Annotated in this window: 9 protein-coding genes; 4 read left to right on the plus strand and 5 right to left on the minus strand. The window is 48.1% G+C overall.

Annotation, left to right across the window (positions count from 1 at the left end):
* Window positions 1-159: 159 nt before the first annotated feature.
* Window positions 160-474 (minus strand): putative quinol monooxygenase, encoded by a 315-nt coding sequence (locus CFK45_RS12400; protein WP_096086765.1) that lies wholly within the window; start codon window positions 472-474, stop codon window positions 160-162.
* A gap of 212 nt (window positions 475-686) precedes the next feature.
* Between CFK45_RS12400 and CFK45_RS12405 the strand changes: the two genes are divergently transcribed.
* From CFK45_RS12405 to CFK45_RS12420, 4 genes are all read left to right on the plus strand, one after another.
* On the plus strand, window positions 687-1820 hold the full coding sequence (locus CFK45_RS12405) for a serine hydrolase domain-containing protein (RefSeq protein ID WP_096086766.1): 1134 nt from the start codon (window positions 687-689) through the stop codon (window positions 1818-1820).
* A 339-nt stretch (window positions 1821-2159) separates the two neighbouring features.
* Entirely contained in the window at window positions 2160-3389 is a 1230-nt protein-coding gene (locus CFK45_RS12410; RefSeq protein ID WP_096086767.1) for an OprO/OprP family phosphate-selective porin, read from the plus strand.
* An 11-nt stretch (window positions 3390-3400) separates the two neighbouring features.
* Entirely contained in the window at window positions 3401-4393 is a 993-nt protein-coding gene (locus CFK45_RS12415) for a hypothetical protein (RefSeq protein ID WP_143247573.1), read from the plus strand.
* Between the two features lie 13 nt (window positions 4394-4406).
* On the plus strand, window positions 4407-6356 hold the full coding sequence (locus tag CFK45_RS12420) for a methyl-accepting chemotaxis protein (RefSeq protein WP_096086769.1): 1950 nt from the start codon (window positions 4407-4409) through the stop codon (window positions 6354-6356).
* A 102-nt stretch (window positions 6357-6458) separates the two neighbouring features.
* Here CFK45_RS12420 and CFK45_RS12425 read toward each other — a convergent pair whose 3' ends face one another.
* The 4 genes from CFK45_RS12425 to CFK45_RS12440 form a co-directional block, all read right to left on the minus strand.
* Complete coding sequence (locus tag CFK45_RS12425; RefSeq protein WP_096086770.1) at window positions 6459-6710, minus strand: hypothetical protein; 252 nt, start codon at window positions 6708-6710, stop codon at window positions 6459-6461.
* Between the two features lie 285 nt (window positions 6711-6995).
* Entirely contained in the window at window positions 6996-8183 is a 1188-nt protein-coding gene (locus CFK45_RS12430) for a hypothetical protein (RefSeq protein ID WP_143247574.1), read from the minus strand.
* A gap of 146 nt (window positions 8184-8329) precedes the next feature.
* The gene (locus CFK45_RS12435; protein ID WP_096086772.1) at window positions 8330-12529 is read right to left on the minus strand and encodes a hypothetical protein; all 4200 of its coding nucleotides are present in this window, start codon (window positions 12527-12529) and stop codon (window positions 8330-8332) included.
* Window positions 12530-12742: 213 nt separating this feature from the next.
* Entirely contained in the window at window positions 12743-14578 is a 1836-nt protein-coding gene (locus CFK45_RS12440) for an alpha/beta hydrolase family protein (RefSeq protein ID WP_158224690.1), read from the minus strand.
* Between the last annotated feature and the right edge of the window lie 118 nt (window positions 14579-14696).

Below are 14696 nucleotides of genomic sequence, written 5' to 3' on the forward strand. Positions count from 1 at the left end.
CCTTAATATCAAACAAGGCGCTCAGTAGTTACTGCGCGCCTTTTTTTTGCCCGCTCACAAGGGCTACTCCCCCCCCTAAAAACGACAACACAACAACAAAAAAGTACACGCCAGCTCAATAAACGCTAAAACACGGGCAAGAACAAGCGTGGCAATAAGTTAAATTTTATTGTTAAAAACCGGGTTTACAGACTCGTACATATCCATCAACTTAGCGGGTGCAAGCTCACCGGGATTAGCCGGGCCAAGCAAACTAAAAAGCTCTTGCATATGCGCATCGAGTGCGGCTTGATTTTGCCAGTGCTCACACAAGATAAACTCTGTTTTACAATCGCGACTTTGATAAAACTCGTAGTGTGTGCAGCCAGCTTTGGTGGTGTTGTCTTGCAAAAAATCAAGCAGCTTCACAAATGCATCCAGTTTTGACGGCTTCACGCGGGCGTGAATCAAAATATTTAACTCGGCCTCTGGCATGTTTTTCTCCTTTTCACTCTTTATTTTTCACTTTTCCTGCTCAATGCCCGGCGGCCACACACGACTAGCCTATTCCTACTGGTCTATCTTTACTGGTCTATTTTGATTCGTCTGTTTTATTAGCCTGTTTTTATTAACCTGCTTCTACTTGGCCTATCTCTAGCGGAGCCCTTCAGGATAAACTGAGCGAAATAATTTAATACGGCAAGCTTATGGCGCGCTTTAGCACCGCTTTTATCAGCATTAAATGTCTGTGCCTGGCAGTACTTATTCTGGCAAGCCCAATAAACCGCGCCTCAGAGTTACAGCCACGCTACGATCAGGCAATAAAATCCCTCTACGAGCAACTCGGCTTGGTTGGTATTGTTAGCTTGTTGAGCATCGATGGCGATATCCAGGCACAAGCGAGTTACGGTTCAACAAGTGTGCTATTTGGTGAGCCGCTTACAGCCGATATGTCATTTCACATTGGCTCTATCACTAAAAGTTTTACCGCAACACTGATGGCCAAACTTGTCGAACAGGGCCAACTCAACTGGCAGGATACACTTGGTGAGTTGTTTGCCGATGACAACATACTGCCGGCCTGGAAAGCGGTCACTGTTGCGCAATTACTCCAGCATCGCGGCGGTGTTCGAGCCAACCTAAATGTTATCGATATGCTGCGCTACAGCTATTACAGTGGTGACGCGGCTGCAACGCGCGAGCACAAGGCACTTGCTTACTTAAAAGAGCAGGCGCCCGAATATCCACCCGGCTCAACCATGCTCTATTCCAATTTGGGTTATATGATCGCAAGTGTCATTATTCAGCGCACAAGTGGCTTGAGCTGGGAACAGGCCATGCAAAAACATGTGTTCAACGCACTGCAACTCAATAGCGCAGGTTTTGGCCCACCCAAATCGACTAAAACACAAGCCCAGCCTCTAGGCCACAATCGCAACATGGGCATCGCCTTTCCCGATAGAAATAAAGTGCCGAGCATTATCGCCGCGGCCGGCGACATACATATGAACATTGCTGATCTTTGGCGCTATGGCGAGGCTCACCGCCTCGGCGCCGATGGCAAAAGCGCTTTATTAAAGCGGCAAAGTTTTCAAACACTGCATCAGCCCAGCGCCGATCACTACGCCATGGGCTGGGTGCTCGAAGATACACAAGACCGGCCCTTTTATTGGCACAACGGCTCGGACACACGCTGGTACGCACTGCTGCTTATCGTCCCTAAAATAGGCGCCAGCTATATTTTTGTCAGCAATGATGGCCTGTTAATGCGTAAACAAGCTGCGCTTTGGGAAATCATTAACCGCTTTAATCGACAGCTAGCCGAAGCTCATAATCAATAAGCGCAGCTTAGATTTCAACTAACCTGGACAGCGCTCAGAAAGACCGGCTTGTATTACTTTCATCTTTCCTTGTTTCTTTCTCCTTTCCCTTGTCCCAAGCCCTTAACTCTTACCCATCTTCTCTCAGTGCAACACAAGCAACCGGGCTTTTTCAGGTCACGACAGACCTATATCTTTGTTTCGCCAAACAAGCGCATGCAGCCAAAACCAAACAATACGCAAAAGCGCCAATACTGAACTAGTCTAAGTCAGGATGCATAACAATACGCTATAACGAGCTCATCGAAGATTTCCAGTGTTTGCTGCATCTGCTTAGCCTAACAACCCTTTGGAATCAGTATGCGCGACTTCAAAAACTATTTGTTAAACGGCCTCTTGATTGCCGCTCCAGCTCTGGCACATGCATCAGACTCAAGCCCTCACCCACTGGAGCTTAACTATGACAAAGGTTATTTAGTCTTTAGCTCACCGGATAAGTCGTATCAAATGAAGATCGACGGCCGCATTATGCTTGATACGGGTGCCGTGCAAGCAGAGAAAAACAACCTCAAAAGTGATTCGGAAATACGGCGAGCGCGCCTTGCATTTAAGACCGTATATGACAATACCTGGGCCGGGGAGTTTGATATCGATTTTGCCGGCAATGAGTCAAAAATAAAAGATATGTGGGTAGCCTATATCGCCATCCCCAATACCACTATCAAAATCGGCAACCACAAACCGCATTTCAGTCTCGCTGAATCAACCACCTCGCGCTGGTACCCACTTATGGAAACTCCGATGGTTTCCGATAGTTTTGGTGTCGGCAGAAGAATTGGCCTAAGTGCGAGCAACTGGAATAAAAGATATTTTATAGGTTTATCTGTGTTTGGCGACGACATCGGTGTCAGTAGTGCAGACGAAGATCAATCAGAAACCTTTGGTTATGCCAGCCGCGGTCTCTTTCGCCCACTATTAAGTGACGACGCTCGACGTTTTACCCATATCGGCTACAACTACCTGCATTATTCGCCACAGTCAGATGAAGATCGAGAGATAAAATTCAAGGCCGGCCTTGAAAACGAAGTCGCCGATTATAAATTCTTAGACACCGGTAAAATCGACAACGTCAAAGACATAAGCACCTACGGGCTTGAAATTGCCGGACAATTTGATCGCTGGATGTTCAGCGGCGAGTACCTTAATACAAGTGTCAGCAGAGACGAAGGTTCAGCAGACTACGAAAGCAGCGGTTTTTATCTTGAGAGCAGCTATTTTTTAACCGGCGATGGCCGTAGTTATAACTTGAGTGATGGTGAATTTGGCCCAGTTATACCAAGCTCTGAACACGGCGATTTAGAACTCATTCTGCGCTATAGCACGCTTGATTTAAGTGATGACAGCGCCGATATATATGGCGGTGCATCGGACAACGTCACCCTAGGGCTCAACTGGTACGCGCATAAAAACGTGGTCTTCAGGCTGAACTATATTCACGCGGCTATGGATGACAATGCCGACGACGACGGAGACCTAATCGGTGGTGATACTGTTGAAACCTACGCCATGCGTATTCAATATTTATTCTAGGTAGCGCTCTTATGCCTAAACTTCGATCGATAGGCTTGGCATTAGTGCTAAGTCCCAGCTTTGTTTTCGCCAGTGTTGAATTTCGTTTTGTCGATAAAGGCTCAACACCTAACTATCAATACAAGCAAAAAACGCATCAAGATTTAAGCGCCGCCGCCTACTACAACAAGCACGTGTTACTTGGTTTCGACGGGGGCAAGAACAGCGAGTTCCCCGAAATAAGGCTGAGCCAATACAGCCAAATCAATCAACCGGCAATAAAAATACAACGGCAAATGTCTCAACAAGATATCGAAGGCGCGACGTATGTCGACGGTGTATTTCTTATAAGTTCAAGCCTGAGTCAGGCTAACGAAGATACCTCAGAGTATCGCTTGTTGACGGGCATAGAATTTAATTCGGACTGGAGCATTCGCAAAGAACACAAGATGCCCATGCGCGACTTGATTTTATCAGCGCTGAATCAGCAACTAAAAGATCCGCATTGGTACGCCAGAATTGCTCCTTCGTTTGGCAAGTTAGGCGGCTTAAACGTAGAAGGCTTATCGGTATCACACAAGAACCCCAAACGAGTCATCTTTGGTTTACGCTCCCCCCTTTCCGGCGCAAGCTTTGGCGCACCCACATTTGGAGATGAATTCTCATTGTTTGAAGGCGATGCAATACTCGTGGAAGTAAGCTCGCCGTTGACATACCCGGCCGTCACGGATGTTATCACCCTACCCTTGAACGGCCACGGCATAAGAGGCATGGAGTATATCGACGCAATTAAAGGCTATTTGATTATCGGTGGCCCGGTACCCAAACAGACTCAGTTCAGTCTCTGGTTTTATCAGCCAGAAACCAAGACTCTAGAAAAGCTAAACATTAAACACTTTGAAAAACTGTGCAGGCCCGAAGCAGTATTAAGCAACCCAGACCTTAGAGAAATAATTATTTTAAGTGAGTCATCCGGAAAGGCCTGCCAAGGTTCAAGTATCAACTACATTAAATTGGCATATTAACGCTTTTAGATCTATGCGCGGCTTAAAATACAAATTCATATCCCGCCTGCTGCCAGTAGTTATCTTAGGCTTGATGGTCACCGGTTGGATGGTGACGAGCATCAGTCTAAATACCAACCGGGAAATAACTCAGCAAAAGAATGCCAGCAATAGTGCATTTTTGTTAATGAATATTACGCATTGGCGCCAATTTCATGAAAAGCTATTGCTGTCGCTCTCGGAAGATGCGCAAATTAACGAGGTGCTCACCCTACCGGAGGCAGCGACTGAACTTAATGCCCGCTGGTCAAGCTTAAAAGCTCAATTAAATTTAAGAAACATTGCTTTACTCAACGCCAACGGTACAGCAATTGCCGCCAGCAATAAAAACAGAGTCGGCCAATCCTATGCGTCAATGGAATATTTTCATGCTGCACGCACTGCAAATACCGTAGTGATATCAAGGCCAAGATATAGCCGCGTAGACGGTAAGCCGCTAGTCACTTTCGCCAAACGGCATGAACAAAGCAACGGAGTTATTTTTATCAGCGTGCCATTGGGTGATTTTTACAATGACTACGTCGACGTCTCCACTTATGATCGCTCAGCCAAAGCCTTTATTCTCACAGCAGACTGTAAGCTTTTGGCTCACTCTTCAATCGGAGCAGCGCCGCCAAAAGATCTGGTACTGACGCCGCTGTGTAATAGCGAAGGTAATATCGAGTTTAGCGAGAACGGTATTGTTTATCAGGGGGGCGTTTCCCAAGACCCCGCCACAGGCTGGTATATTGTTAGCGCAACAGACAAACAGTTATCCGAACAAAATCGCGCTGAAGTAATTAAAACCGGCCTGCAAATTGGCTTGTTGGTAACCATTATCGTGTGCACCGTTGTTTACCAGCTGGTCAGTTCAATCACCCTCTATATATCTTCCATTGTTAGAGCAATCAAAGACCTCTCCCGAGGAGACCTGTCACTTGCTAATGTCGAGAAAGACGAATGGGAGAAACTAAACAGCCGCAACGATGAGCTGGGAATGATTGGTTCTGCGCTGAACACACTTATCTACGAACAAAAAAAGCTCGTGACACTGGCTCAACGTGTTGCCGATGGAGATCTAACACACGAGATTACCCCTGCGAGCAGCGCCGATATTCTGGGCCAAGCCCTTGCCAGCATGCAACATAACTTAACAAACTTGGTCACAGCTCAGCAAACAATTGTGTTGGATATTAGTCAGGCAATTGAGTCCATCCATGCCAGCGGCACCCAACTGTCTCAGGGTACACTGAGTCAACACCACTCTATCTCTGCTATCAACGATGTGCTACAAAACTTTCAAACAAAGACGCTCAACATCGCAAGCTCGGCCAAGAACGTCAAGAATAAAGCAAACGGCGTGCTTGATGAAGCTGAGGGCGGAAAACAGCGTATGAAAGCGTTGATAAGCGCGCTCGAGGCTATCAATCAGTCCGGTAGCGATATCTCAGTGACAATGAAAGAAATCTCTGCCATCGCTGAACAAACAAATCTTATCGCACTAAACGCAGCCATTGAGGCAGCCAGAGCAGGCGAACACGGCCGGGGTTTTGCTGTGGTGGCCGATGAGGTGCGAGGGCTCGCTGCGAGAAGTGGGCTAGCGGCAGAAAAAAGCACAATGCTGATTGCCTCCACATTAGACAAAATGGCAGCTGGTAATCAGGCCTCAGATAAAACCGAACGCTCGCTCTTATCGATAGTCGACAATATTAACGTCACCGCAGACGATCTTAGTGAAATATCCCTAGGCGTGAGCGAACAAGCGACAGCGAGCAACGACCTTGCCAGCAGCTTGGCACAAATCAAATCGGTCACTGAATCAAATACCGAAATAGCAGAACAGGTCTCGCTACAGTGTGAACAGTTAGTTGAACTTGCCAAGAAATTAAAAGACGCCAGCCAAAGCTTCACCACCAACAAAACAGCGAAAGCGAATAAACCTTAGCTTTAGTTGTAGTTGTAATTGTAGTAGCGCCGTTAGCGTGACAAAACAGTGTGGCGCCCAAGTGCGCACAAATACAAATACAAGCGCCACACTGTTTCTTATTTAGGGCTCTTTTGATGCGCAGTATTTGTCAAAGGCTTCTGCAGTATTTTCAAAACCAACTTTACTGGCCAGCTCCCACGGGCGCTCACACTTGCCGGTGCGCTCGCACCAGCTAAAACCGGCCGAGCCAATACAGCCGTGCTCGTCTCTGTCGCCACCGACCATTTTAGCCTCATCCTGGCCCTTGTCTTTGTCAGCACAGCCCACTAAACCCGCCGCCATAAGCACTACTCCAAACAAAATCGTTTTCATCCTGATACTCCGTCAAATCCGTGAAAATACCTGCAATACCAACCACGTTTTAACAAGGTCAATATTCGGGCAGTCAGTATACATCATTGTAAGACCGGGCTTATTACAAACACCAGATTGCCCTCCATCAGTACAAAAGCCTAGATAACACTCGAGGCCAGCTTTATTCACCAGCTTTGTTCACCCAGGCACCACAACAAGCCCTTGGCCTGTGTATTTAGCACCGGCGCTTTTCTACAACTGTTACTGTGCTTAAGATTTACTGTGTTAGCGGCCAAGCATGGCTTAGCTACGCTTTGAATAGCGGCGTTTAAAGCGCTTAAGTTTGTACTTGAACGATTTTGCGTAGAAACTTAGTTTGTTATAGTGCATGGCTTTCTGAGCAGCTTTCTGAACCATTTGCTGAGCATCGCTCTGATCAGTTTGCGCCTCGAGCCGCGACAAGCAAGTAATCAAAGATTCGATTCGGTTGATATAGGTATGCTCGGCTTTAACTAGCTGCATCAAATCGACAATATCGGCGATTTTATTGTCAGTCAGCAACCAAGCTTCAGCTTTATCGACCATGACAGACACGTTTGAGTCATATATGGTTTTTTGATTAAGCACGCGGTGTACCGACATATTGTTTGTCACGCCCATTGCGCCGTAACTAATATTCTTAAAAATCCGACAGGGAATGTAGTTGCCAATATCATCTGTATTGTAAAGCTGCTTATAGCCTTGAATCGCAGGAGCAAGCTCGCTAGATCGAATAATCGCCTGGTTCTCTTCAAGGTCAACATTTCTTTTTTCAGACACCAACGCAGCCCAGGAAGTAACGGTATCAGGGTCTTTGATCAACGAGCCAAACTGATGAACGTGCTTACCCTTGTTCGCAACGGCACTAACAAAATCGTGAAATGCATCTTGGTTAGACTCCCATATAGAGCCAACAAAACTGTAGTTGTAGCGTTTCTCGTCGCTTGAGCTTTTTACCAGTTCAATATTTTTGTCAATTTCCTCGGGCAATAGGTCTGTACCCCAGGTAAGTATTGCGTTCTTTTCTTCGGCAGAATAAAAATGCGCATACTCGTTTTTTATGGCTAAGTAGCCATCTTTGGGCAAGCCTCGATATACCTCGTAGGTAATGGCGTGCATATTATCTAAGGCTTTTTGGTATTTATCAGGCTGCATGACTGCAGGCTTGTGATTGTGCACCAAATAAAAACTATTACTCAGCACAGGCAATCGAACATCCACTTTGCCTTTGTTGACGTTAGTCAGAATCAATGCATTTTCAAAAAAAGAAACCGGCTTAGTGTGTTCGTTGTCAAGCCAAACAAGCTCAAATTCGCGATCTAACATGTACGCTAAAGCGCGATAAAATGCGTTGTGGATCCAGTGGTGAGTGTGATCTTCTGGCTTACAATAACCGTAAACGATCACTTTACTCAGCTTCTTCAAACGCAGGAAGTTATTTAACGTCGACACAGCCTCGCCCTAACACAAAAAACGGATACAAAAACAAACTAACAACAAACTAAAACAACAAACAAAGCAGGCGCAAACATACGTGTCACCGAGTACCGGCTTTTTTCGGCGCCTAAATCAAAGGCGCCATTGTACATTAAGCCCACTCAAGTGTTTACAGACGACGCTTTTTCCGGCCAAAAACCTCGAACATTTAACTGCAGCCAAGCCCAGCTTAACCAGCGCAACAGCGAAAATGCCAACCATAGGGACCAAGCCAGCATCGCCACACGATAGGCCCACAGCGGCAATGAAAACACCCAAACATCTGAAAAAGCAGCCGCCGAGCGATCTTCGTACCAATTTAAATGCTGAGCGTAGCTGTTGGCATACGAGTTATTGCCACTTATCAGCATATCCGGGCTGGAAAGCAGCCCCATTGGAATGGTTGCCAACAGTAAGCACAGGCTAAGCGCCGCAAAACACAAAAGCGCAAGCTGCATCAATTTAAATTGTGTCGCGCTTAACTGTGTTTTTAACCGGCCCCTGGCTCCCAAAACCAGTAAACAAGCTGCAACCACCGCCGGCGTATATAAATTTGTACTGCAGATACCTAACCCCAATAAAAACCACTGCCAAAAACCCAGCGGCGTTAAGGCCAAGCGCGCCAAGATCCAGGAAAATAAAAGCAGTGATAAAACAATGCCCCAAAATAATACCACCGGGCCAATGCTCGGCCCGCCGAGCGCCAATACCCAGCGATCGCCGGGTAAAACAAGCTCGGTGTACAAATTGCTTAAGGCAAGCGGCATAGAAAAACTCGGGCTTTTACTAAGCGTGCCAATGCCGTCGTCAGAGCGCCATTTAAGCTCGATATTCTGCGCCCCTGGTGTTAACGAGAGATCAACCTTACCACTGCTATTAAGCAGCGGTTGCGCTCGCCCATCAATGCTAAGCGATTCAAGCACGGCGGCCTTGGGCAAGGTAAACGGCAGCACCACAGCGCGACTTGTGCGCGCAGAAAAATTCAGCTCAGTGTGGCTTGCGCGCTGCCCTAAGCGGTGCACAAGCTTAGCTTGCTCGATGGTCAAACTCTGCCCGGGTGCGGCCGCAGCGCGCTGAATACGAATATCCACACGCTCACCGGGCCACGGCCGCCAACTGGGCGTGTGCAGTAAAGCACTCGACTGTTTCAACGCGGCAATACCGGTAAAATCGACATGCCACACCGGTGATGCCGACAGCGTCCACAATTCGGAACTGTGGGTATTTTGCGCTGCAATTAAACTAAGCTGCTCGGTTTTTTCTAAAACACTGTCCCAACTGACACTTCGCTGTCTCGCCCCAAGCAGCACCTTCACACCAGCGGCATCGCGCTCGAGCTCAGTGACCGGGGATTCACCCTGAACAAGCGGCACCGTGATCGCCACCGCCGCATCGCGCGGTGCAATACGGCGAACGGTTGTTTTCATGCGCCACTGAAGCCCCAATAACAGCTCGCGCTTAATTTCCACAAAAGGCTCAATTGGGTCGGGCAATAACAACTCGCGCGCAACGCTATTTTTATTGAGACGCTGCAACTGCACAGTGCCACTTGCCGCAAAACGCTTGTTGACGCCACTTAATTGCCAGCCCTGAAGCTGGCTGCGCACATTGTGCAAAGGCCGAGAAAAATTAAGTGAGACCTGGTCGCGCTCGAGCTTTCCATGTAAAAAAATGCGGTGGCGACCGCGCTCTAAGGGAACATACAGTTGCCCCTGCGTCGAAAACTGTAATACAGCCGCTTGACCGTTGTGCTCAACACGCGTTGGCAGCCATTGCGTACGCCATGCCGGCAGTGCTAAAACAACGTGAGCCTGCGCATCAACAAACAGCTGCACACTCAGCACGTCGTCTTCTACATTGAGTTCAACCGCCTGTATCGATAGGCAATTGTCTAAACAATCTGGTTTGGCAATTAAACGCCGCTGGTACTCCGTCAGTAGTTTTTCACTGAGCAGGGTTTCGCCCACACTGATATTGTTTGCCGGCGGCTCTGGCGCAAGTGCTTTTGCCATCGACTGCGGCGCGTACAAACTCACAGCTACAATCAGTACGGCAATAAACAGCATCACAGGATTTAACTGCGCGGAAACACCCGGGTTATTATTTTTGTTGTTTGGGTCACTGTTTAAATCACCGTAATCTGCACGCTTGTTTTCCTTATCGCCTGTCGCAGCCGGCGCTGACGCCAGGCTTAAAAACTGCCAGCGCCCGCCTTTGAAAAAAGCGCTGTTACGCAAGAACAAAAATGCCAAAAGCATGCTCATCACAGCAGACAGCAAATAGCCCAGTCGATTTAACCACGGCGGCGCCAATACAAACGACATACGCTCAGCGCTAGTGATGGGGCCGCTCCAGTTTAGCCTTACTCGCTGCCAGCGCCACTGAGGCAAGCCCGGCCCGGTCTGCACCGCGGTATCCAGGTCGTACTGCTGGCTGACATTGCCCGCGCTATTATAAGGCGCAGGCCGAGTTTTTTCGCGCCCCTGCGCAATAGAATAGGCCTGCTCGGCAACGTCACTAAGTGCTGCGGCCGGCAGCGCACTGCGAGACTTCGCCGCCAGTGGCTTGTTAACATCTTGATAATTCATCGACGCCAAGTGGGGGTACACACTAAGGCGCAGCTGCTGCACAGCAAACGGCAATAACAAAATAATCAGCGCTAAGAATGAGAGCGCCTGGTAGCGCCTTAACCACAGCGCCAACTTAGCTTTGGCAAGCTCGGCAAGGGCAATGGCAGCCAGTAAATTTAACCAAATAAGAACGGGCGCGTGCTGGCGCTGAAAAATAAGTAAAAGCGTCACCAGCGCAAAACCCGCGGTGCGCCAACCCATCAAACGATAAACGGCAACAACAATCAAAGATAAAACAAAGATATTCCAAAGGCTCCAGCTCGACAGCCAGGAATCGCGAACCTTGTCGACCCCTGTGCTGGCAATTAACGACCACGCCGGCGGTAGATGTAACTCGGCCGAAACCGCATCAAAATCACTCAGCCAACCCGACACAGGCAAAGGGCCTTTTGCCGGCATGCGCGCAACACTCTGAAGTGAAACATCGCTGTGTCGCAACTCCAGCCCTTGGGTTTTACCGTCTTGCGAACGGGTGATTAACTGCGCCTGACCATCGACACGCACACTGCCAAGTTGCAGCTCGGGGCTCGAATCCAGGCGCCAGCTCTGTTTGAGCTGCCCTTGAATCGCATCGCTAACGGTAAATGCCGCACCGTCAAAATCCAGATACAACTTGCGCTTTAAATTCAGCTCATCGGCATCGGGCAACGAGGCGCCGCGATGCAACTCGGTTAAGGTTAACGTCTCGCCTGCTTGCAGCCTAAAACTTGGGAACTGTTTCCACGCTTCAGGTAACAGCGTTTGGCTCGGGTCAACGGCCGCAGCACCAGCTAATTGCACACTGCGCAGCGACCTATCTGCTACAAAAGCCCACAGCTCCGTTTCTGGCCAAAGCTCACTATTTTGTCGATAGCTAACACGACTAAGTGGCCCCACATGGCGAGCCTCAACGCTGAGCTGCCAGCGACCGGGTTTAACTTGCACACGCAAATCGCCGTTTTTCTCCAGGCGCGCAGGTAATTGACTGTTGAGCTTTAACGCAACAAAATTATCTAAAAGGACTTGCCCAAGCCGAAGTTCGCGAGCCTGACCACTGATATTTAACTGCAAGCGAGTTGTCAGGCGGGCGGGGTTGCCATCGTCCAACTTGCGAAATACCTGAATATCTTCGCTGTTGCGCTCCGATGTCAGGCCCGATTGTTGGCGGCGCAACCACAGCGCACCGTCGGCATCGATATCGGCTGGCACAGCCTTATTGTCAACAAATAAATGCACCAAACCACTGTTATTTGGCAGCGCCAGATTGGCTGGCATCGACGGCCAATTAATACGCCCGCGAATAACAAATGCGCCGTCGACTTGCACCTCTGGGCGACCTGATTTCGCTCGCACAGGTAGTGCTTTAGAAGATTGTGTTGCGCTAACGCGCACAAGCTGCTCGGGCCAGGCCTGCTCATCGCCTGGCAACAGCAGCCACTGTGGCGCAAAAGCCTGCCCTCTCACTGTAAAATCCAGGCCGCGTTGATCCGCCCTAAGTTCCGTTTCAGAAACCCAAAGACAGCTTCGTTCACCGCCTTCAAAACCCGCGCGCTCGCCGGCAATACTGATATAGGGGCAGTGGACATCGTCGTGATCAAAAAGCAACCAGTCGCGCCACTGCTCGAGTTCCGGCGGCGCCAAAACCTTAGGTGTGGCAATGGCCAGATGACTGATGCAAACAAAATAAGACGTAACAAATAGGCGAAAAAGCACGTGCTTCCCTCAATCGTTGCCAGGCCCCAGCGCAGATCAACAGCCGGAGCATATTTAATGCACAACTATGGGCCAAATAACGCAAATGCTCAACTGGCCAATGCGGGTTGAGCATTTGCTATTTAGAGCAGTGGCCGGGGAAGATTAAATAGCGGAGCCTAAATGCTTCTTAGGCAAACAAACACGGCGCAAGTACAACAATTAAAACCACTGCTATTTAAGATGCTTTGCCAAAAACGTATCGATCGCTTGAAGTTTCTGCAGCTGATGCTGCTCGCTTGTGTGCCAGTGTTCGCCGCCTTTAATTTTAATTAACTCAACATCATTCTTATTTCGCTTGAGCTTTTTATACAGTTTCTTACTGTGTTTGATTGGCACGACGGTGTCTTTGTCGCCGTGGATTAACAACAACGGTGCACGAATCTGATCGGCGAGGTGATAGGGACTCACCAATTTGGCTTCTTTCTTCTTATTTAAAATTGCTTTGTTAATGCCACTAAACATGTATTCGCCGCGATCGGCTATAAACTGTTTCATATCCAATACGCCGGCTACGGAAACACCGCAACGATATAACTCCGGTGTTTTTGCTAACCCCATAGCCGCGGCATAACCACCAAAACTCTCACCGACAATACAAATCTTATCGGGGTCAGCAATACCCTGCTCTATCAACCACCTTACGCCATCGGTTATGTCGTCTTGTATCGCCAGGCCCCACTGCTGATACCCTGCTTGCTCGTGGTCTGCGCCATATCCGGTTGATCCGCGAAACTGAGGTTGGAAAACAGCGTATCCACGATCGGCAAAAAATTGGACGTAGGGGTCAAAACCCCAGACGTCGTGAGACCAAGGGCCGCCATGAGGGAATACAATTGTCGGTACTTTTTTCCCTCGCGAGGAATGTGGCATCGTCAGGAACGCAGGGATCGTTAAACCATCGCGCGCGGAATAACTTAACTCCTCCATTTTAGAAAAAAGCTTTCCCTCAAGTTCAGGATAAGGCGAGGGAAAACGGGTATAAAGTCCTGTTCTTTCGTTGTAATAGAAGTACGCAGGCACCTTGGTATCGCTGTGCAGGTAAACAATAAACTGACTATCATCGTCGTTCGAGGAGACGATACTGACCGTATAGCCTGGCAAGGCCTTTTCAAACTTTGAGATCACTTCCTCATGCTTGGAATTTATATAAGGCCCAATCAACTTCGATTTATTTAAATCAAACTGATACAAACGGCTTTTATCATCTGAGCTTTTCTCATCTTCACTCGTAGACCGAACAAGCAAAATATTATTGTCGCGTTCGTGAAAAGCCACAGGGACGTAACGTTTGTTATCAAAATAGTTTGCTCGTTGAAAAACCTTAAAGTTTTCGCCCTTATCCCTGTAGTAAATCAACTGATCTGTATCACCCGTCAACCCTTTATAAGCGACACCTACACGAATGTTACCGTCATTATCTGCAATCCAATCGTATATGCCCTTAATATTACGCTGAACCCGCTGCTTTTTACCGGTATATACATTAACTCTATCAACCTCCGGAGCTAAATACTGTGCTTTTTCATCCTCATCTACCGCAACAAGGATATGGTCATTGTCCTTAGGTAAACGATGAATAAAATTGGAATGCTGCTTCGGGCGCCCCCATGAGTCTGAGTCAGCACTGATAAACTTATGGTCGAGCGCTTTATCGGCCGGGATTAAAATAAAGCGCGTCACATTTAGTAAATTACCGTACCAACGCACTGTCGTGCGTATATCAGCCAGCAGTACGTCTTCATTTACCCACTTATAGTCTTGAAAATAAAGATGCTCTGATTTAGACATCAGACGCACAGGTTTAAGCAAGGGGTCTCGATCAGGGTCAAGGTCAAAAAGATAGAGATACTCCTGTCCATCTTCAACCATAACTGCGGACAACTTGCTTGATTTTGGCGACATTACCGGCTCGGCAAAAGCGGGCAGCCGAGAAAAGTGCTCAACGGGTATTTCTGCCCAGCATCGCAAACAAACAAGTATTAAGCTAAAAGAGATAAATGTACGCATATGCAACTGACACATAAATTATTATTAACAAATTAGCTGCGGAGCATAGCAGGATATAGGCACAAACAGTGCATACATACAAAGCTTCTTGTGTAAATACGAATAAGACAGTATCAAC

The sequence above is a fragment of the Agaribacterium haliotis genome, from assembly GCF_002312815.1.
In the GTDB taxonomy this organism is placed as follows: domain Bacteria; phylum Pseudomonadota; class Gammaproteobacteria; order Pseudomonadales; family Cellvibrionaceae; genus Agaribacterium; species Agaribacterium haliotis.

Bases quoted from the DNA above. Each gene is read 5' to 3' on its own strand.
- CFK45_RS12415 (WP_143247573.1), top strand. From the start codon at position 3,401: ATGCCTAAACTTCGATCGATAGGCTTGGCATTAGTGCTAAGTCCCAGC.
- CFK45_RS12440 (WP_158224690.1), bottom strand. From the start codon at position 14,578: ATGCGTACATTTATCTCTTTTAGCTTAATACTTGTTTGTTTGCGATGC.
- CFK45_RS12400 (WP_096086765.1), bottom strand. From the start codon at position 474: ATGCCAGAGGCCGAGTTAAATATTTTGATTCACGCCCGCGTGAAGCCG.
- CFK45_RS12410 (WP_096086767.1), top strand. From the start codon at position 2,160: ATGCGCGACTTCAAAAACTATTTGTTAAACGGCCTCTTGATTGCCGCT.
- CFK45_RS12405 (WP_096086766.1), top strand. From the start codon at position 687: ATGGCGCGCTTTAGCACCGCTTTTATCAGCATTAAATGTCTGTGCCTG.
- CFK45_RS12425 (WP_096086770.1), bottom strand. From the start codon at position 6,710: ATGAAAACGATTTTGTTTGGAGTAGTGCTTATGGCGGCGGGTTTAGTG.
- CFK45_RS12420 (WP_096086769.1), top strand. From the start codon at position 4,407: ATGCGCGGCTTAAAATACAAATTCATATCCCGCCTGCTGCCAGTAGTT.